24 protein-coding genes, 1 tRNA gene and 1 pseudogene are annotated in these 21,266 nt (G+C 39.7%); 22 read left to right on the top strand and 4 right to left on the bottom strand.

Features of this window, described 5'->3' with window-relative positions; all coding sequences use genetic code 11:
- Nucleotides 1-9 precede the first annotated feature (9 nt).
- On the top strand, nucleotides 10-591 hold the full coding sequence (gene dcd, locus EDC41_RS10920; RefSeq protein ID WP_006248952.1) for a dCTP deaminase: 582 nt from the start codon (nucleotides 10-12) through the stop codon (nucleotides 589-591).
- A 77-nt stretch (nucleotides 592-668) separates the two neighbouring features.
- A complete protein-coding gene (locus tag EDC41_RS10915; protein ID WP_006248951.1) occupies nucleotides 669-824 on the top strand; it encodes a DUF1328 domain-containing protein in 156 nt (51 codons plus the stop codon).
- A gap of 128 nt (nucleotides 825-952) precedes the next feature.
- Here the strand turns inward: EDC41_RS10915 and EDC41_RS10910 are convergent, their stop codons facing one another.
- The 4 genes from EDC41_RS10910 to EDC41_RS10895 form a co-directional block, all read right to left on the bottom strand.
- Nucleotides 953-1,555 (bottom strand): DedA family protein, encoded by a 603-nt coding sequence (locus tag EDC41_RS10910; protein WP_006248950.1) that lies wholly within the window; start codon nucleotides 1,553-1,555, stop codon nucleotides 953-955.
- A 1-nt stretch (nucleotide 1,556) separates the two neighbouring features.
- On the bottom strand, nucleotides 1,557-2,576 hold the full coding sequence (gene purR / locus EDC41_RS10905) for an HTH-type transcriptional repressor PurR (protein ID WP_006248949.1): 1,020 nt from the start codon (nucleotides 2,574-2,576) through the stop codon (nucleotides 1,557-1,559).
- Nucleotides 2,577-2,711: 135 nt separating this feature from the next.
- On the bottom strand, nucleotides 2,712-3,440 hold the full coding sequence (gene cmoA / locus EDC41_RS10900; protein ID WP_006252001.1) for a carboxy-S-adenosyl-L-methionine synthase CmoA: 729 nt from the start codon (nucleotides 3,438-3,440) through the stop codon (nucleotides 2,712-2,714).
- A 9-nt stretch (nucleotides 3,441-3,449) separates the two neighbouring features.
- Nucleotides 3,450-4,232, bottom strand: coding sequence for an alpha/beta fold hydrolase (locus EDC41_RS10895; protein WP_031200389.1), 783 nt, complete (start codon nucleotides 4,230-4,232; stop codon nucleotides 3,450-3,452).
- Nucleotides 4,233-4,350: 118 nt separating this feature from the next.
- On the opposite strand from EDC41_RS10895, the gene seqA reads away from it, so the two are divergent.
- The 20 genes and pseudogenes from seqA to EDC41_RS10800 all read left to right on the top strand — a co-directional run bounded on the left by seqA (nucleotide 4,351) and on the right by EDC41_RS10800 (nucleotide 21,219).
- A complete protein-coding gene (seqA, locus tag EDC41_RS10890; protein ID WP_006248946.1) occupies nucleotides 4,351-4,917 on the top strand; it encodes a replication initiation negative regulator SeqA in 567 nt (188 codons plus the stop codon).
- Between the two features lie 9 nt (nucleotides 4,918-4,926).
- The gene (menE, locus tag EDC41_RS10885) at nucleotides 4,927-6,345 is read left to right on the top strand and encodes an o-succinylbenzoate--CoA ligase (protein WP_006252003.1); all 1,419 of its coding nucleotides are present in this window, start codon (nucleotides 4,927-4,929) and stop codon (nucleotides 6,343-6,345) included.
- On the top strand, nucleotides 6,338-9,715 hold the full coding sequence (gene mscK / locus EDC41_RS10880; protein ID WP_006252004.1) for a mechanosensitive channel MscK: 3,378 nt from the start codon (nucleotides 6,338-6,340) through the stop codon (nucleotides 9,713-9,715). Before menE ends, mscK begins: the two co-directional genes overlap by 8 nt.
- A 2-nt stretch (nucleotides 9,716-9,717) precedes the next feature.
- On the top strand, nucleotides 9,718-10,800 hold the full coding sequence (gene aroC / locus EDC41_RS10875; RefSeq protein ID WP_006252005.1) for a chorismate synthase: 1,083 nt from the start codon (nucleotides 9,718-9,720) through the stop codon (nucleotides 10,798-10,800).
- An 18-nt stretch (nucleotides 10,801-10,818) separates the two neighbouring features.
- Entirely contained in the window at nucleotides 10,819-11,646 is an 828-nt protein-coding gene (gene mepA, locus EDC41_RS10870) for a penicillin-insensitive murein endopeptidase (protein ID WP_006252006.1), read from the top strand.
- Between the two features lie 72 nt (nucleotides 11,647-11,718).
- The gene (locus EDC41_RS10865) at nucleotides 11,719-13,638 is read left to right on the top strand and encodes a DNA topoisomerase III (protein WP_006252007.1); all 1,920 of its coding nucleotides are present in this window, start codon (nucleotides 11,719-11,721) and stop codon (nucleotides 13,636-13,638) included.
- A gap of 105 nt (nucleotides 13,639-13,743) precedes the next feature.
- On the top strand, nucleotides 13,744-14,088 hold the full coding sequence (gene secG / locus EDC41_RS10860) for a preprotein translocase subunit SecG (RefSeq protein ID WP_006252758.1): 345 nt from the start codon (nucleotides 13,744-13,746) through the stop codon (nucleotides 14,086-14,088).
- Between the two features lie 24 nt (nucleotides 14,089-14,112).
- A tRNA-Leu gene (locus EDC41_RS10855) sits at nucleotides 14,113-14,198 on the top strand.
- A 201-nt stretch (nucleotides 14,199-14,399) separates the two neighbouring features.
- Nucleotides 14,400-14,966, top strand: coding sequence for an integrase arm-type DNA-binding domain-containing protein (locus EDC41_RS10850; protein ID WP_006252008.1), 567 nt, complete (start codon nucleotides 14,400-14,402; stop codon nucleotides 14,964-14,966).
- Between the two features lie 94 nt (nucleotides 14,967-15,060).
- A complete protein-coding gene (locus EDC41_RS10845; RefSeq protein WP_020831340.1) occupies nucleotides 15,061-15,651 on the top strand; it encodes a tyrosine-type recombinase/integrase in 591 nt (196 codons plus the stop codon).
- 372 nt (nucleotides 15,652-16,023) lie between these two features.
- Nucleotides 16,024-16,290, top strand: coding sequence for a type II toxin-antitoxin system RelE family toxin (locus EDC41_RS10840; RefSeq protein ID WP_006252011.1), 267 nt, complete (start codon nucleotides 16,024-16,026; stop codon nucleotides 16,288-16,290).
- Between the two features lie 42 nt (nucleotides 16,291-16,332).
- Nucleotides 16,333-16,731, top strand: coding sequence for a helix-turn-helix domain-containing protein (locus EDC41_RS10835; RefSeq protein ID WP_006252012.1), 399 nt, complete (start codon nucleotides 16,333-16,335; stop codon nucleotides 16,729-16,731).
- Nucleotides 16,732-17,127: 396 nt separating this feature from the next.
- Nucleotides 17,128-18,123 carry a hypothetical protein gene (locus EDC41_RS10830; protein ID WP_006252013.1) on the top strand — a complete coding sequence of 332 codons (996 nt, stop codon included), beginning with the start codon at nucleotides 17,128-17,130 and terminating at the stop codon, nucleotides 18,121-18,123.
- Between the two features lie 188 nt (nucleotides 18,124-18,311).
- Nucleotides 18,312-18,545: a helix-turn-helix transcriptional regulator gene (locus tag EDC41_RS10825; protein ID WP_006252014.1), complete on the top strand. Its 234-nt coding sequence runs from the start codon at nucleotides 18,312-18,314 to the stop codon at nucleotides 18,543-18,545.
- Nucleotides 18,546-18,552: 7 nt separating this feature from the next.
- A complete protein-coding gene (locus EDC41_RS10820; RefSeq protein ID WP_006252015.1) occupies nucleotides 18,553-19,164 on the top strand; it encodes a Rha family transcriptional regulator in 612 nt (203 codons plus the stop codon).
- Between the two features lie 56 nt (nucleotides 19,165-19,220).
- A complete protein-coding gene (locus tag EDC41_RS10815; protein ID WP_020831326.1) occupies nucleotides 19,221-19,508 on the top strand; it encodes a hypothetical protein in 288 nt (95 codons plus the stop codon).
- Nucleotides 19,509-19,514: 6 nt separating this feature from the next.
- A complete protein-coding gene (locus EDC41_RS10810) occupies nucleotides 19,515-19,928 on the top strand; it encodes a hypothetical protein (protein WP_006252017.1) in 414 nt (137 codons plus the stop codon).
- 15 nt (nucleotides 19,929-19,943) lie between these two features.
- Nucleotides 19,944-20,246: pseudogene (locus EDC41_RS14050) on the top strand (DUF5906 domain-containing protein); the annotation flags it as partial.
- A 195-nt stretch (nucleotides 20,247-20,441) separates the two neighbouring features.
- The gene (locus tag EDC41_RS14045) at nucleotides 20,442-20,747 is read left to right on the top strand and encodes a primase-like DNA-binding domain-containing protein (RefSeq protein ID WP_305954855.1); all 306 of its coding nucleotides are present in this window, start codon (nucleotides 20,442-20,444) and stop codon (nucleotides 20,745-20,747) included.
- A 166-nt stretch (nucleotides 20,748-20,913) separates the two neighbouring features.
- Complete coding sequence (locus EDC41_RS10800) at nucleotides 20,914-21,219, top strand: helix-turn-helix domain-containing protein (RefSeq protein ID WP_020831320.1); 306 nt, start codon at nucleotides 20,914-20,916, stop codon at nucleotides 21,217-21,219.
- The last annotated feature ends 47 nt before the right edge of the window (nucleotides 21,220-21,266 follow it).

Below are 21,266 nucleotides of genomic sequence, written 5' to 3'. Positions count from 1 at the left end.
GAGCTAAATATGCGTTTATGTGATACAGATATTAAACGTTACTTAGATGAAGGTATTATTGCCATAACGCCTCGACCTTCAGACGATAAAATTTCTGGCGCCACTGCAGATGTGCGTTTAGGTAATTCGTTTCGTGTATTTCGTGAACATAAAACGCCCTATATTGATTTAAGTGGCCCTCGAGAAGAAGTTGCCGCCCAGTTAAATAAAGTGATGAGTGATGAAATTATCATCGGTGATGATGAAGCATTTTTCCTTCATCCCGGTGACCTTGCACTCGCAACAACCCTTGAATCAGTTTCCTTACCAGCCAATATTGTTGGATGGTTAGATGGTCGTTCGTCACTTGCTAGATTAGGCTTAATGGTACACGTTACCGCCCACAGAATCGATCCGGGTTGGGAAGGCAAAATTGTATTGGAATTTTTTAATGCTGGAAAATTACCCCTAGCTTTACGCCCTAATATGGCAATTGGCGCATTAAGCTTTGAGATTTTAAGTGGTGATGCTGCAAAACCCTATAATGCGCGAAAAGATGCAAAATATAAGAACCAGCAAAGTGCCATTTCAAGTCGGATTAATCAAGATTAATATAGTACATGCCTTGCAATCATACATTAACTATGTTAGTTTTTTAATCAGTTTATTACACAGTAAGGAGTATAACTATGTTACATTATGCAGTCGTATTTTTTGTCATCGCTATAATCGCAGCGCTATTAGGATTTGGTGGTATTGCTGGAAGTGCTACTGAAATTGCCAAAATTCTCTTTTTTGTCTTTTTAATACTTACTGTTATTTCGTTCTTCTTCAAGAAAAAGTGACACAGTTAAACCTAATTTTTTAAGTTAAAATATAGTTCAAAAAAACAGTTGGTAATGGATATTTATAATTATTCTTACCAACTGTTTTGCTATTATATCTTTTTAAGATGAAATGCTCGTCTTTTGTTTCACTTTTTATACTGCTTTTTATTTTTATACCATTTCCAGCCTAAAAATAGAATAACAATGCCTAAAATGGCAAAAATGAGGTGCTGCCCATTAGCTACTTGTTCTTTTAGCCAATCCAAATTAGATGCCCCATAGTCGCCTAAATAAACCCAAATTGGCACAGAGATAATAGCGGCACAGAAATCAACTAATAAAAATTTTACGAAGCTGACTTTTCTGGTAATACCTGAAACTAAGTAAACCACCGCGCGCAAGCCAGGTAAAAAACGAGCCATAAAAAGTAGTTTCCATCCTTGTTTTTCAAAACGTTCTTGCACGGTTGCAAAACGTTCAGGTGTCGCAACATTCCTGATTAATGGAAATTTGAGAATTTTTTCGCCATAGATTCTACCTAGCCAGTACATTGTGCTATCGCCAACTAATACTCCTAACATACTAACAACCAGCATCCAATGCACATTGGTGTAGCCTAATCCTGAAATAACACCACCGGATACTAACGTAATATCTTCAGGAATCGGCACACCGAAACCACAGGCAAGTAGCACAAGAAAAACAGCCCAATAACCATAGCTACTAAAAAATTCAATCAATGTTTCCATATTACTCCTTAATGTTTAAATTCCGAACCGATTTACGTTTGACCAATTCAGGAAAGAACTCTAATACTTTAGGCTCTTTTGCGTTTTCGTTATCTTCAATACGTTCTAATAATAATTCTAATGCTGCCGAGCCTAAGCGAGATTTTGACTGATGGATTGTCGTAAGAGGCGGTGCATAAAAGCGTGAGCTATGCACGTTATCATACCCGATCACTGAAATATCTTGCGGCACATTCAGCCCTTTTTCGGTAATAGCTGAAATTGCCCCTAGTGCCATTGAGTCATTAAAACAAAAAACCGCGGTTGGTAATTTTTCACTGCTCTTAAGCAAATTATTCATACACTCATACCCCCCCTCAGGTTCAAAATCGCCTTCTTGAATCCATTCTTCACGAATAGACAAACCCGCCTCAGATAGCGCTTTTTTAAAACCTTCAAAACGGGTTCTTGCAATTTCTTTATCTCTATTGCCGGTAATTACAGCAATATCTTGATGCCCGTTTTCAATTAAATGCTGAGTCGCAATATAGCCACCTTCAACACCGTGATCTAAAATAATATCACTGCGTTCATCACTTCGTCCCCAATCCATAATCACCATTGGGATATTGCTGTTTTCAAAGATATCAAATGAATTAGCTGTATATTCGGAGCACATCACCAAAATGCCATCAACCCGTTTTTTGATGAGCATATCTAAATGATTTTGAATTTTCTCAAGTTTGTTTTGAGTATTGCACAAAAATAGTGAATACCCTTTGCTATAGCAAAATTCCTCTACCGCTAACACAATTTCAGCGAAAAACGGTGATTCGCTGGTTGTAATGATCATACCGATAGATTTAGTCGTATTAATTTTCAAACTCCGCGCTACAGCACTAGGAGAATAGTTCAGCGCTTTAATAGCCTCCCAAACTGCTTTTGTAGTGTCCTCTGCTACAAAGCGGGTTTTGTTTATAACGTGAGAAACCGTTGTAGTCGATACACCAGCATATTTTGCGACATCTTTTATCGTTGCCATACCTTTTTCCTCCTAAATAAGTAGTGGTGCATTATAACTGATTCTAACTGACTTTTATTATAAAGAAATAGATAGAATGCAAGCGGTTGCTTTTTATCAAGAATTTGCAAAAAATTTTACAAATATCACCGCTTGTTAGGCTTTAATTGCAATCATTGAGCCAAAATTAAAGCATTGAAACCAAAGTTCAACTTGTGTAAAACCAGCTTCTTGCAGACGTTTTTTATGGGTTTCAATACTATCTGTTCGCATCACATTTTCCAAAGCATTACGCTTTTGGCTGACTTCCAATTCACTGTAGCCATTTGCTCGTTTGAATGTGTGATGAAGGTCGATCAATAGCTCGTTCATTTCCTCACTCTCAAAGGTAAATTTTTCCGATAACACTAAAATGCCATTGGCATTTAATCCTTGATAAATCTTCTGTAATAATGCTAGGCGATCTTCTCTTGGTAAAAATTGCAAGGTGAAATTAAGTACCACCATTGAAGCATTTTTAATTTCAATGTGGCGAATATCATCAAGTAAAATCGTCACCGGGATCTCAGAGTGATAAGCACTTAAATGGGTTTTACAACGCTCAACCATCGGCTGAGAATTATCTACCCCGATAATCTGCACATTCTTCGCATTCACATTACGGCGAATAGATAAAATCCCTGCGCCTCGTGAACAACCTAAATCATAAACATTTGAATTATCTGTGACAAAACGCTCCGCCAACATTCCAATAGCAGTAATAATATTGGAATAGCCCGGCACGGAGCGTTGGATCATATCCGAAAACACTTCAGCAACCGATTCATCAAAAGTAAAATCGCCCAATTTCTCAATCGGAGCGGAAAATAATGTATCTCTTTGCATTTTTCTCCCTTATTTTTCTAAAAATTTATTGATTGCTCTCACAACAGTTTCTGTTTTTTCTGCGTGAACCCAGTGATCAGCGTTTGCCACAATGAAAGATTTGGCCTGCGGAAATTGTGCCAAAATCGTTTGTGTATGCTCTGCTTGAATATAATCCGATAATGCACCTTTAATAAACAAGGTCGGTTTATCCACAAATACCTGCTGCCACCCCATCACATTCTGATAATTATCTTTTAGCGCCTGTAAATTAAAACGGAAAGATTGCTCGCTTTGGGCATCAAAAGATTTCAACATAAACTGTTGCACGCCTTCATCTCGAATATATTCAGCCATTATCGCTTTAGCTTGCTGACGATTCTGGGGTTTAGCTTCTTTCACCGCAAATAAGGCTGCCATAACCTGCTGATGCCGATTTTGGGTATAAGTGACCGGGGCAATATCAATCACTACCAATTTCTCCACCAGTTCAGGAGCAAATGCAGCCAATGCCATCGCACTTTTTCCGCCCATTGAATGCCCAACCACAATAGCATTTTGGATATTTAATTCTGTGAGTAATTGTGCTAAATCTTGTGCAATCAAAGCATAATTCATTTCGTCTGAATGAAAAGATCGCCCGTGATTTCTGAGATCAACCATTAAAATGGAGTAACGTTCTGCGAACGGTTTTGCTATTGCGCCTAGGTTATTTAAATCTCCAAACAATCCATGTAAGAAGATCATCGTCTGAGCATTAGCATGATTATTCGAAGGTTGGTAATTAAAGTTTAACTGCGATTTTTCTGTCATATAAATGTCATTGTTCATATAAATTTTCAGCGATGATCCTCTATAAAAAACAATAGAAATGCGTATAATAGCAAACACTATTAACGCATTTAATACCCGCAGATATTTGAGGATCCCGATGAAACGAATCGAAATTGATGATGAATTATATCAGTATATTGCAAGCCGTACACAATCTATTGGTGAAACTGCGTCAGATATATTACGCCGTCTATTACGCCTGCCACAATCGCCTCAGCCTTTTGTTTTAGTACAAGAACACATGATCAACGAGCTTAAAGAGCTTGTCAAAACGCCTTCTCGTGCTACGAAAAAAAATGAATCCAATGCAGAAAAAACCGTTGAAAAATTGGAAAACATTTTAAATTCCGAGCATTTTATGAACGAAAATAAAAATGTAGTGCGTTTTACTATGCTATTAGCCGCATTATATCGAGCAAATCCGGAGGCTTTTGCTAAAGCAACCGAAAAAGTGCGTGGTAATGAACGTATCTACTTTTCGCAAAGTGAAGCCGAAATTTTAGCTACTGGGAGTGGAGTAAAAGCCAAGCAGATCCCAGATTCACCGTTTTGGGTAATTACCAATAATAATACCGCACGCAAGGGACTTATTCTCAAAGGCGTAATGGAATCCATGAAAGTACCAAGCCAGTTAATCGAACGCATTCAAGCGCTTTTTATCTAATTAATTGAAATGCTCATCAATTCTACTCGCTTTCCTACCCAATTTTGGGCTGCTCATTCAGCCCAAAATGTGGCGATTATTTGGGAAAAAGGAACATCAGACTATCTTAACCACCTTCCATCAAACATCACTTGGTATAGTTTGAATCAGTTGATTGCGCAAGCTATTTTCGTGTTGCAACAACAAGGTGCTACTCCGCACAGTTTGATTGCCTATTGTGGTTCTCATCGGCTCATTGGCTTGCTCACTTATTGTGCTAGCCTTGCTTTGGGGGCTAAGATTCTAATGCTTAACCCTGCTCAAAAAGCAAGTCAACGACAAGCAGTCTTAGATGACAATGGTGTTGATCTCATTATTAATGATGCCGACTTTGCAAAATTTTCAGCAAAAACGACCGCTTGTAATGCCTTCCCTACGATTGATTTTGAAAAACCAGCTACCCTAACCCTAACCTCAGGCTCAAGCGGTAAACCTAAAGCAGTGGTGCATTCTATAGCGGCCCATCTCTATAGTGCCGAAGGAGTATGTGAATTAATGGCATTTGAGCAGCCAAACTCTTGGCTACTGAGCTTGCCTCTGTTTCACGTTTCCGGACAAGGCATTATTTGGCGTTGGTTATTTAAAGGTGCAACACTGTATGTTCACGAAGGCAAAAGTGATTTTTTTCTTTCAGCACAAAAAGTGAGCCATCTCTCTTTAGTCCCCACCCAATTACAACGCTATTTAAACCAATTAGATTCTATGGTCAGCCAAAAATGTTTACTGGGTGGATCTATGCTTCCAGCCGAATTGATTGCTCAAGCACAACAATCTGGGATGACTACCTTTTCAGGCTACGGAATGACTGAGATGGCATCAACCATTTGTGCAGTAGAAAATGATTTAAACAGTGTTGGTTTTCCGTTAAAACATCGGGAACTAAAATTAGAAAATGGTGAAATTTGGGTAAAAGGCAAATCACTCGGCTTAGGCTATTGGCAAAAAAATGGGCAAATTCGACCGCTTGTAAACACACAAGGCTGGTTTGCCACTAAAGATCGTGGCGAATGGAATCACAAAAAACAGCTTGTAATAAAAGGACGATTGGATAATATGTTTATTTCAGGAGGGGAAAATATCCAACCTGAGGAAATTGAACAACTGATTTTTCGTTCTCAGCTTGTCGAACAGATTATCGTGTTGCCGATTGAAGATAAGCAATTTGGACATCGACCAGTGGCGTTCTTACAATTCAAGCAATCTGATTCAAAAAATGAACTCCATAAATTAAAAATTTGGCTGTCTGATAAATTAGAAAGATTCAAACAGCCTGTTGCCTATTATTTACTGGATATAGAAAAATACCAAAAACAAGGCTTAATTAAACTATCAAGAACACAATTACAACAAGATTTAAAACTCAAAGTATTAAAGGAAATCTATGTTTAGACCGATTTTAAAAACATTTGTGCTTAGTTTAGGCTTAATGCTAAATAGTTATGCATTAGCTGAATTGCCAACCCAACAGGCAGTGCAAACGCAGTTAGATAGCGCCAAAAAATTAGATCAAGCCGATGCGGATAATAAGGCATTGGTTCAAACACTTGAAGATACGCTTGCTTTCTTAGCCCAAATTGATAAACAAAAAGCAGATAATCAGGCATTGAATAAATCTATTCAAGATTCCCAAAAAGCATTAAAAACAAGCCAACATAATCTTGAAAAATTAAAAGAGGTGACTATTGCAAGTGTCGATAATTTAACACAAAAAGCGACAACAGATTTACAAAAAGAGTTAACCTCTACACAATCTCAGCTGGAAACAGTACAACACGATTTAAGTATTATTAATAATAATTTAGTTGCACAAAATACCGCACCGGATAAGGCTCAAACGGCCTTAACCGAGATGGTTAAACGTAAACAGGAAATTAGTAGCCAACTTTCAGCGACTAACATTAAAAATGAACTACAGACAAAGTTAGAAGTAGAATTAGAATTAATAGAATTAAAAAACACTTACAATCAAATATTACTTGGTGGCAGCGAGGATTTATCTGCGCTTTACTCTGCTCAATTAGATGAAAAAAAGCAAGAGCAGCAAAATCTACAAGCAGAAATTGCAAACCTGCAGACTGCTATCAACAATAAAATTGTAGAAGAGTCTCAGAACAAGCTAGATCAAGCACAAGCGGTTCAAAATCAGCAAAATAATGCAACGACGAACCCAGTTATCTTGCGTGAATTGGATATAAATACCAAAGTCACACAAGAGTTGCTAAAACAGACCAAAGATATGACGCAGTTATCACAAGATAATTTGCGAATCAAAAGTGTGCTAGATAATTTACAGCAAACCCAACGTAATATTGAAGAACAAATCAGTTCTCTGCAAGGTACGTTGGTGCTTTCTCGTATTATTAATAAGCAAAAACAATCATTACCACAAGATGAAATGATTTCCGGACTATCAAAACAAATTGCAGATTTACGTGTACGTGTTTTTGATATCACTGAATTTAAAGACTCTTTTGCGGACATAAATGCTTATATCAGCCGCATAGAGCAAGATGAAAAAACAACCTTTACGAGTAAAGAGAAAGAACAACTGAGTAAAATTTTACAGGAACGTTCTGACACTTTAACTGAGATGATTAAATCATTAAATAATCAGCTCAATTTATTAATCAATATTGAACTAAACCAGCAACAAGCGCAGACCATTAGTGATGCGTTACAGCAAAAACTGCAACAGCAAAGCTTCTGGGTTAAAAGTAACAACCCCATTGATCTTGAATGGTTTAGTAAATTTGTCGATATTACCCACTATCAATTTATTGATATTGGAAAAAAACTCAATTTTTCAAATTGGCGGGATAATTTATTACCTGCAAGTATTTTAGTCGGAATTTTATTGCTATTAGCCATCTTTATTAATCGCCAAAAAGATAAAATTAAACAAAAATTACACCAAATTAATAATCGACTAAAAATTGTCGCCACAGATAGCCAATGGAACACCCCTCTTGCTATTTTTTGGACATTAGTGCTTTGCCTGCCAAGTACACTAATGTTCTTAGCCGGATTTATTGCTATCACTTATATTTCATTTGAAAATCCTCAGGAAGTCTGGACTTGGGGATTAAAAATGGCAATTTATTGGCTGTATTTTGCCTTTTTAGTGGCGATGCTACGCCCGCACGGCATAGGACATATTCACTTTAATATGCCACAAAAAAGTAATGAAATCTTCCGTAATATTTTAAAACGTTCGGTATGGATCATTGCTTTATTACTGAACACCTCTATTTTTACAAACTTAGAGATGGGAATATCTTACGACATGCTTGGACAAACAATGACTATTTTTGTCCTTATATTAATGATTTGGATGATTGTACCGGCATTTAGGCAAGCTATTTCCACCTATGAGAATGTCACAACAGAAGAGAAAAAAGAATCTAAAAGTATTTTACTCACTATTGTCAAATTAGTGCTACTGCTTGCCCCTATCATTCTTATCATTCTGATTGCATTGGGCTATTACTATACTGCACTGGTGATCATTGAGCATTTAGTAGATTCTTATTTTGCGATCATTACTTGGATTATTATTCGTAATATTCTCTATCGAGCATTCTCTATTTCATCACGCCGTCTGGCTTACAGACGTTTACAAGAAAAAAGAGAAGCAGCTGAAGCCAAAGCACGAGCTAAAGCAGAACAAAATGATGAAAACCCGGACGGTGTCGAGCTTCCTTTTGAGCTAAAAGAAGACTCTATTGCCGTAAGCGAAGTCAAGAACCAAATGTTGAAATTAACTGATTTTGTGCTTTGGATTGGCTTATTTGTGCTGCTTTACTGGGTTTGGTCGGACTTAATTACTGTTGCACTCTACCTAGACGGCGTTACCTTATGGCAACAAAGTGTTACAACAGAAGCCGGGATTGTAATGGAATCCATTACCCTGCTGAATTTACTCACTGCTATTCTGATTATTGTGGTAATGGTGGTACTCATTCGGAACTTATCCGGTTTACTTGAAGCCCTGATTTTCTCGCACTTCAAGTTATCGCAAGGTACACCATACACAATTACCACACTCTTAACCTATTTGATTATTGCGTTAGGGGCAATCTTTGCGTTCGGTACATTAGGGATGTCTTGGAGCAAGCTCCAATGGCTACTAACTGCACTTTCTGTCGGTCTGGGTTTTGGTATGCAAGAGATCTTTGCAAACTTCGTTTCAGGGATTATCATCTTGTTTGAACGTCCAATGCGGATTGGCGACACCATTACCATCGGCACTTACAGCGGTACGGTTTCCAAAATTCGTATTCGTGCCACAACCTTAGTCGATTTTGACGGCAAAGAAGTGATTGTACCAAACAAAGCATTCGTAACCGAACGCTTGGTGAACTGGGCATTAAGCAGCACCGCAACCCGCATTATTGTTCAAGTCGGCGTGGCTTACGGGTCTGATTTAGAATTAGTCAAACGGCTGTTATTACAAGTGGCGGAAGAAAATCCGAAAGTCTTGAAAGATCCGCAACCAAGGGCTTATTTCCTTACCTTTGGTGCAAGCACTTTAGATCACGAATTAAGAGCCTATGTGAACGATTTATCTGATCGTAACCCAACTATTGATGCACTAAATACACGCATCCACCAGCTCTTTAATGAACATAATATTGATATTGCATTTAACCAATTAGATGTTTATATCAAAAACAACGATACACAAGATGAAATTAAAGTAGATTCAAAACGCTTTGAGTTTGAACGACCAAATAACATAACAGCAAAAGAAAAGGAATAACAATGGCAGGCAACAGCATCGGACAATTATTTAAAGTGACCACTTTCGGCGAATCTCACGGTATTGCATTAGGCTGTATCGTAGATGGCGTACCGCCGAATATGGCTTTAAGCGAAGCAGATTTACAGCCGGATTTAGACCGCCGTAAACCCGGTACTTCACGCTACACCACGCCTCGCCGTGAAGATGATGAAGTGCAAATTTTATCGGGCGTCTTTGAAGGCAAAACGACGGGAACAAGCATTGGTTTAATCATTAAAAACGGTGACCAACGCTCACAAGACTATGGCGACATTGCCGAAAAATTCCGCCCGGGGCACGCAGATTATACCTATCAGCAAAAATACGGCATTCGAGATTACCGTGGCGGTGGGCGTTCTTCTGCTCGGGAAACCGCAATGCGGGTTGCCGCCGGGGCGATTGCCAAAAAATATTTGCGTGAGCAATTTGGCATTGAAGTGCGAGGCTACCTCTCACAAATCGGCAATATCAAAATTGACCCGAAAACCGTTGAAAATATTGAACAAATTGATTGGCACGCAGTCAATAGTAATCCTTTCTTCTGCCCCGATCCCGTTGCGATTGAAGGCTTTGATGCCTTAATTCGTGAGCTGAAAAAAGATGGCGATTCGGTGGGGGCAAAATTAACCGTGATTGCAGAGCGTGTACCTGTAGGGTTAGGCGAACCTGTGTTTGACCGCCTAGATGCCGACCTTGCCCACGCCTTAATGTCGATCAACGCCGTGAAAGCGGTGGAAATTGGCGATGGTTTTGCAGTTGTGGAACAACGTGGTAGCCAGCACCGAGATGAGATGACGCCGCAAGGCTTTCTCTCTAATCACGCCGGCGGAATTTTAGGTGGTATTAGCTCCGGTCAGCCGATTATCGCTCATATTGCGTTAAAGCCGACCTCAAGCATTACTATTCCCGGCAGAAGCGTGAACAAAAACAACGAAGCCGTTGAAGTGATCACCAAAGGCAGACACGACCCCTGTGTAGGTATTCGTGCTGTGCCGATTGCAGAAGCGATGATGGCGATTGTACTACTCGACCATCTGTTAAGATTTAAGGCTCAATGCCGTTAAACACATAAAATTGGAAAAATGAAATTATTAAAAACACTTTTAGTCTCAAGCCTTGCTTTTACAGCTACCGCACTGAATGCAACGCAATGGGAGAAAATCAAAACTCCGGTTCAAGGAAAAGCACAATCTATCGGCGGTTATAGTAACGGCTGTATTATTGGGGCACAGCCCCTTGCATTAAAAGGCGAAGGCTACCAAGTGATCCGCTCGGCTCGTAACCGCTATTACGGACACCCACAACTGCTCGATTATCTCACTTACTTAGGCAAAAAAACCAAAGCTGCCGGTGTGCCAACCATTTTAATCGGCGATATGGGAATGCCTGCCGGTGGGCGTTTTGCCTCCGGTCACGCCTCCCATCAAACCGGGCTGGATGCTGATATTTGGTTTAAGTTCGGACCGATGGACGATGAAACCGCCCGCAATCCAGCAGGGCTTGCCACCATTATGGTAAACCGTAGTACCGAGCGGGTTGATGATTCACTCTGGAATCAACACCATACTAATTTAGTAAAACTTGCTGCAACCGATCCTCGAGTGGATCGCATTTTTGTCAATCCTGCCATTAAAGTGAAACTCTGCCAAACCGCAGGCAATGATCGTGCTTGGTTACGCAAAATTCGCCCGTGGTACGGACACGACTCCCATTTCCACGTCCGTTTAACCTGCCCGGCTGATGCCGCAAGTTGTGAAAATCAAGCCCCTGTGCCTGCCGGTGACGGCTGTGGTGAAGAGCTTTACTCGTGGTTTGAGCCGAAAGAAGCCTCCGGCACACCAAAAGCCAAAGTGCTACCCACAGCGCCTGTTCAATGTCAGATGATTTTATCTGAACAAGGCTTGAATTAATTGCAAAATAACAACCTTTTTTGACCGCTTGTCAGCCCACAAGCGGTTCATTTTCTTAAATAATTTACGATTATGCGTTTATTTGTTGCCGAAAAACCCAGCCTTGCCCGAGCGATTGCCGATGTGTTACCAAAACCCCATACCAAAGGAGATGGCTTTATCCAATGCGGCGAACACGACACTGTTACTTGGTGTATCGGTCATTTATTGGAACAGGCTGAACCCGATGTCTATGATGAGCGTTTCAAAATGTGGCGAATGGAACATTTGCCGATTGTGCCTGAACAATGGAAATTGATTCCCAAAAAAGAGACGCTCAAGCAGTTTAAAGTGGTGGAAAAGCTGATTAAAAAAGCCGATGTTTTAGTCAATGCCGGAGACCCGGATCGAGAAGGGCAGCTGTTGGTGGACGAAGTTTTTGGCTATTTGAATTTATCTGCTGAACGCAAAAGCCAAATTCAGCGTTGTTTGGTAAGCGATCTCAACCCGAATGTGGTGAGCCGAGCCATTGAAAAATTGCAAAAAAACAGCGATTTTATACCGCTTGCAACCTCTGCTCTCGCCCGAGCCAGAGCGGATTGGCTGTATGGTATCAATATGACCCGAGCCTATACCCTACAGGGGCGTTGGGCAGGCTATAAAGGCGTGTTATCAGTCGGACGTGTGCAAACGCCGGTATTAGGGCTGATTGTTCGCCGAGATCTGGAGATCGAGCATTTCGTGCCAAAGGATTATTTTGAGGTGTTGGCACAGATTGTCGTGCCGGAAACCCAAGAGCGATTTAAGGCGCAGTGGCAACCGAGTAAAGCCTGTGAAGATTATCAAGATGAAGATGGGCGGGTGCTGTCTCGTCCATTGGCAGAAAATGTGGTAAAACGGATTACCGACCAGCCGGCAACCGTCACCGAATATCAAAATAAAATTGAAAAAGAAACTGCACCGCTGCCTTATTCTCTTTCGGTATTACAAATGGAAGCCGCCGGCAGATATGGGCTATCCGCCCAAGCGGTGTTGGATATTTGCCAAAAGCTGTATGAAACCCATAAACTAATTACCTACCCTCGTTCTGATAATCGGTATTTGCCGACCGAACATTTCAACGACAGATTTAAAGTGATGGCGGCGATTGCTCATCATTTACCTGAATATCAACAAAAACCGGAAGTGATTGATGCCACTATTCGCAATCGTTGCTGGAATGATAAAGAGGTGGAAGCCCACCACGCCATTATTCCCACTGCACGGCAAGGGACGGTACATTTAACCGAAAATGAAAAAAGAGTTTATCAACTCATTGCCCGCCAATATCTAATGCAATTCTGCCCTGATGCGGAATATCGCAAAAGTAAAATCGGGCTTGAAATTGCAGGTGGTAGTTTTGTCGCTCAAGCACGCAACCTTGTAATTGCCGGCTGGCGAGCGTTACTGGGTAAAGAAGATAGCCTTGACGATGCAGAGCCACTACTACCGATTGTCAAAAAAGGGCAAATCCTCCATTGTGAAAAAGGGGAAATTGTCAGCAAAAAAACACAACCGCCCCGCCACTTTACTGATCGCAGTTTGCTTTCAGCAATGACCGGGATCGCCCGTTTTGTACAAGATAAAGAATTGAAAAAAATCTTGCGTGAAACCGATGGTTTAGGCACGGAGGCAACCCGAGCCGGTATTATCGAATTGCTGTTTAAACGTGGTTTTTTAATCCGTAAAGGGAAAAATATCCACAGTACCGAAGCCGGCAGAATATTGATTCAAGCACTTCCCGACTCTGCTACCCAGCCGGATATGACCGCTCATTGGGAAATGCAGCTGAATCAAATCAGCAAAAAAGAGACCAGCTATCAGCAATTTATGTTTGATCTAAACCAACAGCTCCCACATTTATTACAAAGCCCAAACCGCCAAGTGTTGCAAAATTTAGCGAAAATCACACCGCTTGCAAGCGGCAATAAACCTCGTTATTTTAAAAAGCGAACACAAACTGCTGAAAATTAAATCAAGCAGGTAAAAATTACTGTTTAGCACTTGTCAAACGGGCGTAAATTCTATATTATGCACGCCATTGCAAATTTCGCATAAAGAATACAAGAGAATAAATTAATGTTAATTAATGTACTCACTATTGTTTATCTTGTAGTTGCCGTATTACTGATCGCATTTGTATTAATGCAACAAGGTAAAGGCGCTGATGCAGGTGCTTCTTTCGGGGCGGGTGCTTCAGCAACAGTTTTCGGCTCAGCAGGATCAGCAAATTTTTTATCAAGAACAACTGCTCTACTTGCAACGATTTTCTTCGCAATTAGTTTAGTTATCGGTAATTTAAGCTCACACAATGTAGCACCGAAAAGCCAATTTGAAGACTTAAGCCAATTTGAAGACTTAAGCCAAGTTGAACAAAAGCAAGTAGAACCTGTAAAAATAGAAAATAGCGATATCCCTCAATAATCGCTTAACATTAAAAAGAATAAAGCTCTGGTGGTGGAATTGGTAGACACGCCATCTTGAGGGGGTGGTGGACACAGTCCGTGCGAGTTCAAGTCTCGCCCAGAGCACCAAATTAAAGACCTATAGAGTTCTATAGGTACCTTAAAAGCCTTGAAAATCAATACTTCAAGGCTTTTTTATTGTCCTATGCATACCTATCGAGTACAATCAAATCCGAAGATTTTAGTTATACGTTTAGTTATACGGTATAGCAAATCTAAAAAGTCGTATAACTAAAACTTAATAGCGTATAACTAACGCAAGGGGAAAAGATGGCACGTTCAACTACACCATTAAATAGCACTCAAATTGATAAAGCCAAGCCAAAAGAAAAAGAATATACCCTAGCCGACGGCAAAGGGCTTTATCTGCTTGTCAAACCCAACGGGACTAAGTTGTGGCGGTTTAATTATTACAAACCATACACTAACCCTAAAAAACAGGCTTTAATCAGCATAGGCAGTTACCCCGATGTTTCTTTACAGCAAGCAAGGCAAACTAAAGATGAATATAATGCTCTTCTTGCTCAAAATATCGATCCGCAAGCCCACCGTATAGAAACCACCATCACAGAACAAAACCGTTTAGTAAACACCTTCGCTTATGTGGCGGAGCAATGGAAGGCAAGCAAAGAGGACGTTATAAAACCGCTAACACTCTCTAAGAACTGGCGGATTGCTGAAATATACTTACTCCCCCACTTAAAAGACTTGCCGATAGATAAAATTATACCGGCAGTAGTGAAGCCTGTTTTAGATATTCCCTACAAAGCAAATAAAGCTAAAATGTTCAGAAAGTCGATGAGGTTACTTAATGAAATTTTAGACTACCGTAAATAGCTTATTCATCATTCCGCTAAATCCTTGTAGCAATATCAAAAAAGCATTTGAAGCAAAACCAAGAGGGGAATTTGCTTATATTCCTTTTGAGGAATTGCCCGAATTTTGCGAACGGTTACAAAACTCTAATTTAGAGTTACTTACTCGATACTTAATACAATGGCAACTTCTTACTATGATCAGAGCAAATGAAGCAGTTACAGCTGAATATACAGATATTGACGAAGAAAAGAGGCTTTGGGTTATCCCACCCCAAAAAATGAAACAGAAACACGGAGGCAAGCCGCATATAGTACCATTATCAAAACAGGCTTATTCGCTACTACAGAAAATCAAAACGCTTGCCAATGGCAACGGCTATTTATTCCCAAGTGTAAGAACGAAAACAGGCAGAATGAACCCGCAAACCGTTAATAAAGCGATCAGAAAGTCTTTAGGATATAGCAAAGAAGCACTGACCGCTCACGGCTTACGCAAAACTACAAGCAGTTATCTACACGAAAAAGGCATATTGCCTGACGTGGTAGAGCTGTGTTTATCTCACACTATAGGCGGATTACGGGGCGTTTATAACAAGGCTAAATATTTACCACAAAGGCGGGAAGCTATGCAGTTATGGGGAGATTATGTTGCTCAATGTATGGCAAAAAGCGGAGTAAGTCACTTAAAACTAGTCGCCTGGTAAATTTTCCGCCAAAAATGACCGCTTGTAATGCCGTTAGGTTATCGCCTGACGGCTTTTTTATCGCCAGCAATTCCCCTTGATGAAAATTCTGTAAACTTTTCGATTTTTACCCACTTTACCCACTTTTCACTATTATTTTTTTATAACTAACTGAAAAATAAAGAAAAAATGACAGTGGGTAAACAGTGGGTAAGCAGTGGGTAAAGTGGGTTAAAAGTGGGTAAAAGTAGCTTACTTGCCTTTTATTCTGCTCTATTTACTTATATTTTATTTTAAAACCTGATTTATACTTATAAAAAGCTAATAATTTATTGATTAGTGAAATATAAAAAAGTATAATGGTGTTATTGTGAATTTATAAGGAAATCATAAATGAATAAAATTACATTCACAGGGAAAGCAGATAAACAGCTTTCAAAGATTGATAGCCGATATATACTGGCAATTATTGAAGCGATTGAAAGCCTAGCATTATTTCCTAACGTAGAAAAAGACATTAAAAGGCTACAAGGTTATATCAGCAGGTTTAGAATGCGTGTGGGGCGGTATAGAGTGATTTTTGACTGGCTGGAGGGCGAGCCAAGAATTATTGAAATTCAGACTATCGCCAAACGAGACGAGAGAACATATACACACTAAAGACAAGGGGCAGAAATGCCCCAAACAGCACGGAGAAACGAGATGAAACCATATCAAACCATTAAAGACACTAACGGCAACGATTTATTTGTACTTGTGCCGGTGGCGGAATTTGAACAGCTAACAGGGGACAATTTATATGATTTCCCCTATGATGATGAAACCGATGATGATTTAGTTGAAGTGGAATATGACAAAGATGAATTTGATGGTGTAACTATTCCTTTTGAGGTGGTTAAAATCAAGCTGGAACAGAATATAAACAACTTAGGAGCGTGGCGGATTTACCGCAATTTATCACAACAAGAAGTGGCAGAAAAAACAGGGCTTTCACAGTCCGCTATTTCACAAGCAGAACGCAAAGGCAACCGCCCACAAAAACGTACAAGGGAAAAATTAGCTAAAATTTACGGTTGCACACCTGAACAGTTAGCAGGTTAGGACCTGTCAAAACCTCACATTCAAATAGCCGTTGATTGATATTAACGGCTTTTTTATTGCTTAATTCTGTACCAATTACGCACCGATTGCGGATCAATACGGGGCAAGTTTTCGCAAAATCTTAATGAAAAATGACCGCTTGAATGCCCTTTTTTATAGCGTTCAGAAACCTACCGTTAGCCTATTTTAAATCACTGTAATAAAACACAGTTTATTATTTGTAATTTATCTGAATAATTGGCAAAATACAGCCTATAAAGTTCAATTCGTAACTATACGGATTTATTCAAATTAGTGTGGATAGTGGCGGAGTAGCTACCAAAACGAAAGGAGAAAGCCCTTTATTTCTCTTTCCACGCTCTCACAGTAAAGGGCAGCGTTAAAGGGGCGTTATGTATGCTTACTCAAGAATTTTTATCACTTTCGGAAGCTAGTGATTTTGTTAAATCTAAAGGATTAGATCTAGAAGAATGTGATTTAATTTTTCTAGCTTCAAAAAAAGAATTTAGAGTATTCAATAATATATATTCAATTCCTAGATTAAATGACAGCAATCCTCTTTATAAAGTCAATGGATTAAAAGGAGTTTTTGAGTTACTTCTAGAAACACAATTATTAGATGTGGCTGAACGTCTTACAAAAGCCCTAGCAGATAGCAATATTGAGGTTTCAGAGTATTCGAACGGCTATCACACGGTATTGGTACTTAAAAATAAACAAACAAAGAATGAAGTCGAAGTTTTATATGCTCCTTATGGCGAGTTTCAGATTAGTGAATTACGTTATTCTTATGCGTCTGTTTATTTTCCAGTATTCGACGGGTTAGGAAAGCAATTTGATATTATTAATGGTATGGTTGAAAGCCGAATGTTAGAATCTCTATCCGAGAGAAATTTTTTAAATTCAAAACTATTTTATAAAATGCTCCAAAAAAGTTTAAATAATTATTATGTGGTAAACAGTCCATTTGATCAGTTTTATTTCAAGTTAAAAGAAATCATATTTTACCCTATTGGCTTACGGCCTTATTGCGTATCATCTGAGGAACTAGATAATAATAATGATTTAAAAGAAATTTACGATGAAGAGGATTTTTCAAATATATTCTATTTTCAAAAAGAAGAACTAGAAGCCTACATTGATAAAAACCTAAAAATAGAAACAAAACTAGAACAAACAGACATAACATCAATATTTGATGGAGATATCCCACCAAAAACAGATCAAGATAAATTGGCTCATTTTATCGAGCTAATTATTCAAAAAAGTGAGTTTATGAAAGACGGTAAAATACCAACCTATAGTGAACTTCATACAATGCTAAGTCATAAATATCCACACGATGCAATCCCATCTAAAAATACAATCAAGAAATATTTAGGACAACACTAATCAAAATCCGCTAATTATGGCGGATTTTTTTATTTAAACCGTTCAACAACAGTTCATTTGTTCAATGAACACTGTTCAATAGTTCACTCTTCCCCTGAATAACTTTTCATTTCTTAAAATCCCTACTGCAACCGCCTAAACCCTTTCAAGGTTTAAGCATTTCAATTTAACAGCATAGGGGAATATAAATGACCGAAAGCACTATCACACACTTAGCTGATGATGTTCGCATTATCCGCCCTATTCACGCACGCCAAAAGTTAGGCGTAGGCAAAACCACTTTTCAAGACTGGCAGAACCCGAAATCAAAACGCTATCGCCCAGACTTCCCGAAGAAGATTCAGCTAGGGGCAAATTCCGTGGGTTATCTCGAAAGCGAAATCAACGCCTTTATTCAATCGCTGGCAGATAACCGAGTATAAGGGGGAAATGATGAAAGAAATCAATCAAGCCGTATTCCCGAAAGTCTTTCACAAAGAAACCGTAGCAATGACTAACACGCTCAAAGTGGCGGAATATTTCGAGAAACGACACGACAACATTTTGAAACGCCTTGAAACCTTAGAATGTTCTGCTGAATTTAGCCTCCTCAATTTTAAGGCGGCTAAATATATCGATGAGCAAGGCAAATCAAGAAAGATGTATTTAATGACCCAAGACGGCTTTACGCTTTTAGTGATGGGCTTTACCGGTAAGAAAGCAATACAATTCAAAGAAAGCTATATCACAGCGTTTAATGCAATGAGAAAGCAAATTATCGCAAGGGCTGAATTGAAAAGCGATCAGCTCCGACTAAACGAGGCAATCAAACTCAATCTTGAGAAAACAGGCAAGCAGGATATTCACGCCTACGCCCGAGAAAATAACCTTGTTTACATCACGGCACTAGGAGCAACTGCTAAAAAATGGCTACTTGCTCAAGGTTATTCAGCGAATGATGAAATCCGACACCATTTAAACGAACAACAGCTCAAACTGGTTGATGACTTGCTGGCAGAAAATGCCGTGATGATTAAGTTAGGGCTGGAATACGACCAATGAAAAGCAAGGCTACAAGAAACCGCATTAAGTTACTACCGCAAACAAGAGGGTAAATAATGAGGTGCATTACCGCCAAGCAAAACCCCGTTTTAATGCGGCTGGCTATTCGGCACTATCTCGATAACGACAAAGGCAATCAAACACCCTTATTCACGTTTTTAAGCCTCTATTCTGAAACCGAGCCTTACCCATTGCCCGAGCTTTTAATTGTGCTAGGCAACCGAATAGCGAAGCTGGAACAACAACATAACGCAATGCCAAGCGAAACCGATTCAATCACACTCGGCATTTTAAGAAAACAACTTAGCCAACTGTTAAAAGTGGCGGAAAGAATAAAGGAATAAACCAAAATGAAACACGAGCTTAATTTAGCGGGTATTACTGCTTTAATGAGTGAACCTATCAAAGCAACCTTGAGCTTTTTAGATTTTCCGCATATCCGAATTGAACGACTGTACCACGATAACGGCAGACCGTTTTTTATCGGTGTGCTTTCTCTTGACCTTGAAGATCATATCAATATTGAAATGGCAGGGGCTACGGGCTTTTTAGAGGCTCTAGCGATTACTGCCTATCATCAACAGCTAACCGCCACGCCGCTATTAGTGAATGATGACTTATTGAGTGAAATCAACAAGCTACCCCACCCACAACGAACAAACCCATTTATTGACCGACACGGCAACTTAGAGCGAGCTAAGACGATTTTAGCCGGCTTGTTTATGGTGCTAACTAACGCCGACAAATGGCAATTATTTATCTAGGTAACAGGGCTAGGCGGAACAGGGAAAAGCACTTACACCGAAATAGCGAAACTGCTGGGAGGTGAAAATAACCACGTAGGCATAACGCTAAAAGCTCTTGATGATGAAGTTAAGCGTTGCATTATCATTGATAAAACATTTATCATCTCCGGAGAGCAACCGAAATATACCGGGGACGGGGCAACGATTAGGGCAATCACAGGGGGCGATGATATATTCTTCAACCCAAAACACAAAAAGCCGTTTAGCCAAAAAGTGAATGCGGTCTTTATGACAACCAATAACACCCCGATTCTGTTTACCGAAAACAGCGGAGGCACGGAAAGGCGGAGAGTGATTTTTAAGTTTGATCGCATTGTGCCGATTGAAGAAAGGGACTTTAATTTAATTGATAAAATTCAAGCCGAAACGGGCGGCATTATTCGCCTACTGTTTGACACTTTCCCCGAACCACTCGAAGCAAAAGCCCTACTAGAAAAGCAACGAGTGAGCCAAGAAGCTCTAGCGGTTAAAATGGAAGTGAACCACGTTTTAGAGTTTGCTCAAGAGTTTGAAATATTGCCGACAGTAAACGGGCTGGCAATGGGAAGTTCACTTAATAACGGCACAAGAGACAGTGCGATTTATCCAGCTTATATCTACTTTTGCCAGCTCAACGATATAGAGCCAATCAACCGCCGAACCTTTACCCGAGCGTTTAAACAAGCCCTTAAGGAATTAGACAAAGGGGAATACCAAACAAGGGAAAGCAACGGGCGGACGGTTACAAATGTTCACTATATCGACAAACTACGCACCTTTAACAAGTGGCAAGGCTAACCCCTACCGCCAACAAGCAAAGCCTAGATGAAATATGCTAGGCTTTTTTGTTACTTGTTTTATTGATTTATCCTCACTTTGCGGATACTATAACACCCAGTAGAACCGCAACGGAATAGATAAGATGAATTTAACTTTTATTGAAACTGCTCTCTAAGGGGTAGATATGAGTTTTTATAATGATTTAATGGAAAGCCTAACCGCAATGAAAGAGCATTTAGAGGGCAAGCGAACACTGCGAACTGAAACCCTATCACGCCCTGAACCGCTACAGATTTCAGCCGATGAAGTAAAAGCAATCAGAGCAAAGCTAAATCTCTCTCAAGCGGTATTTGCCAAGCGTTTACGAACCAGCGTTAAAACCTATCAAGGGTGGGAACAAGGGAAAAGCACACCGAACCCACAAGCAACTATTCTTTTGCGATTAGTGGAACAATCCCCACAGGTATTTGAACAAATCGCACGTCTTTAAAATATTAAATTAAGAGAAAGCACTATTTGCGATGTAGCAGGAGATAA

The organism is Mannheimia haemolytica (assembly GCF_004342115.1).
In the GTDB taxonomy this organism is placed as follows: domain Bacteria; phylum Pseudomonadota; class Gammaproteobacteria; order Enterobacterales; family Pasteurellaceae; genus Mannheimia; species Mannheimia haemolytica.
Note: the sequence above shows the minus strand (reverse complement) of the source record. Positions and strands in the feature narration are given on the sequence as shown.